The 2,134-nt window shown below is 68.7% G+C and carries 2 protein-coding genes; one reads left to right on the top strand and one right to left on the bottom strand.

Annotation, left to right across the window (positions count from 1 at the left end; all coding sequences use genetic code 11):
- Positions 1-97 precede the first annotated feature (97 nt).
- A complete protein-coding gene (locus tag ACFWP5_RS52310; protein ID WP_384174500.1) occupies positions 98-646 on the bottom strand; it encodes a helix-turn-helix domain-containing protein in 549 nt (182 codons plus the stop codon).
- Positions 647-699: 53 nt separating this feature from the next.
- Between ACFWP5_RS52310 and ACFWP5_RS52305 the strand changes: the two genes are divergently transcribed.
- Complete coding sequence (locus tag ACFWP5_RS52305; protein ID WP_384174497.1) at positions 700-2,007, top strand: dienelactone hydrolase family protein; 1,308 nt, start codon at positions 700-702, stop codon at positions 2,005-2,007.
- Positions 2,008-2,134: the final 127 nt, after the last annotated feature.

The raw sequence follows: 2,134 nt of genomic DNA, 5'->3' as shown, positions 1-2,134 counted from the left end.
TGTCCCGTCTCTGTCGACCTGACCCCCGTCTCAAGTGATCTGGTCTGATTCGCTCGTCATCTCAGATGATCTGGTTCACCGCGAGCGGCGGTGTCGGCTACAGCGGGTCTTGCTGTTCGGCCTGTTCGGCGGGGAACAGGATGGGGCTGAGGAGGTATCGGGTACGTTCCCCCGACGCTTCGTTGGCGAGGAGGGGCGCGATGGCGGCTTGCATCGCGCCGATCAGTGCTACGAGCTCGTCCTTGCTGAGCCAGATTGCGTGCTGCCGATAGCCGACGAGGTCGTCTACGGGATCGCTGCCTTCGCGCTCCAGGTAAGCGCCGAACTCCGCGACCAGGGCGGCCATGGCGGCAGCGAATGCCCGCTCGTGGTGCTGCGGGGTGAGCGCACGCGCGGTTTCCGCATCGATGCCCGCGCGTTCCTGCCGCAGTCGGTATCGGCGTTCGACGGCGCCCCGCACCCGCCGTTCGTCGGCGACGTCGAGGATGCCACCCGCGGCGAGGAGGTCGACGTGCCGGTAGACGGTCGCCTTGGACACGTCCGGGATCAGAGCGCACAGCTGCCCGGTGGTCAGGACCCGCCTGCCGCGCAGTGCGTGAACCACGCGGAGGCGGACAGGATGCGCCAGGAGTTCCAAGGTGTCCATCTCCTCACTTTCTCATGCATGCTACCTTTCTCAAATCTAAGAAAGGTGAGGGGATGCAGACTGCGGAGGAGACCGCCGTGCTGGTGGTCGCGTGGGCGCGCGATGGCCGTTTCAAGGAGATCGCTGCGCTGTTCGCCCCGCCGTTGCGTGCCGCGCTGACCGCCGAGACACTCCAAGCGGCCTGGCTCGCCGAGACAGCGGGAACCGGTCCGGTCACGGACCTCGGCGAACCGTCGAGCGAGAGCCTGCGGCCGGACCTGATCCGTGTCAGCGTTCCCGTGGTGTGCGAGCGGGGACAGTTCAGCGCCGTCATGTCGGTCGACTCCGCCGGCCTGCTGAACGGGCTGCGCCTCGCGCCCCCTGCCTGCGAGCCCTGGGCTGCGCCCTCCTATGCGGATCCGGACGCCTTCGAGGAGCACGACGTCACGGTCGGAGCCGGTGCTCTCGCCGTGGCCGGCACCGTCACTGTTCCGCGTGGCGACGGCCCGTGGCCCGGGGTCGTGCTGCTGAGCGGCGGAGGTCCCTTCGACCGGGACGCGACCAGCGGACCCAACAAGCCCCTCAAGGACCTCGCCTGGGGTCTGGCCAGCCACGGCGTGGCAGTGCTGCGCCACGACAAGGTGACCTTCACACACGCGGCGGAGGTCGCCGCCGCGGACGACTTCACGATGACACGCGAGTACGTCCCCTACGCCGTTGCCGCCGTGCGCCTGCTCCAGGAGGAGCCGCGCGTCGATGCCGGCCGGGTGTTCGTCGCCGGGCACAGCATGGGCGGCAAGGTCGCCCCACGGGTCGCCGAGACCGAGCCGTCCGTCGCGGGCGTCGTGATCCTGGCGGGCGACGCCGAGCCCATGCACCGGGCGGCCGTCCGGGTCGTGGGCCACCTCGCCGCCCTCGACCCCGGCCCGCACTCCGAGGCGGTCCTTGCGGAGATCACCCGTCAGGCCGCGACCGTCGAGACCGCCCTGTCACCCCGTACGCCCCGGGAGGACCTGCCCTTCGGTCTTCCTGCCTCGTACTGGCTGGACCTGCGCTCCTACGACCCGGTTGCCACCGCCGCCCGCCTGGACAAGCCGCTCCTGATCCTTCAGGGCGGCCGCGACTACCAGGTCACCGTCGAGCATGACTTGTCCCTCTGGCGAGAGGGACTGGCCGGGCGTCCGGACGTCACCATCCAGATCCACGAAGTCGACGACCACCTCTTCTTCCCAGGGACGGAACCATCGACGCCCGCCGGGTACATGGCACCCCAGCACGTCGACGCGGCGGTCATCACGGACGTCGCCGCATGGCTGGACTGCCGGCTTCAGCACGAACCCTGCAACCGGGCGAAAACGCCCCAGGCGAACCAGATCACCTGAGACGGACACAGGTATCCGCTCTCCCCGGACCAGATCATCTGAGATTTTCAATGCCTCCACGTCTCACTTGAACTGGTCGATCCAGGTCAGAGCCGGTCTCGCAGACCAGACCCTTTGCGACGGGACA

This window comes from Streptomyces sp. NPDC058469, assembly GCF_042721125.1.
GTDB lineage: Bacteria > Actinomycetota > Actinomycetes > Streptomycetales > Streptomycetaceae > Streptomyces.
The sequence above is the reverse complement of the archived record's forward strand: the minus strand, read 5'-3'. Positions and strand labels throughout refer to the sequence as shown.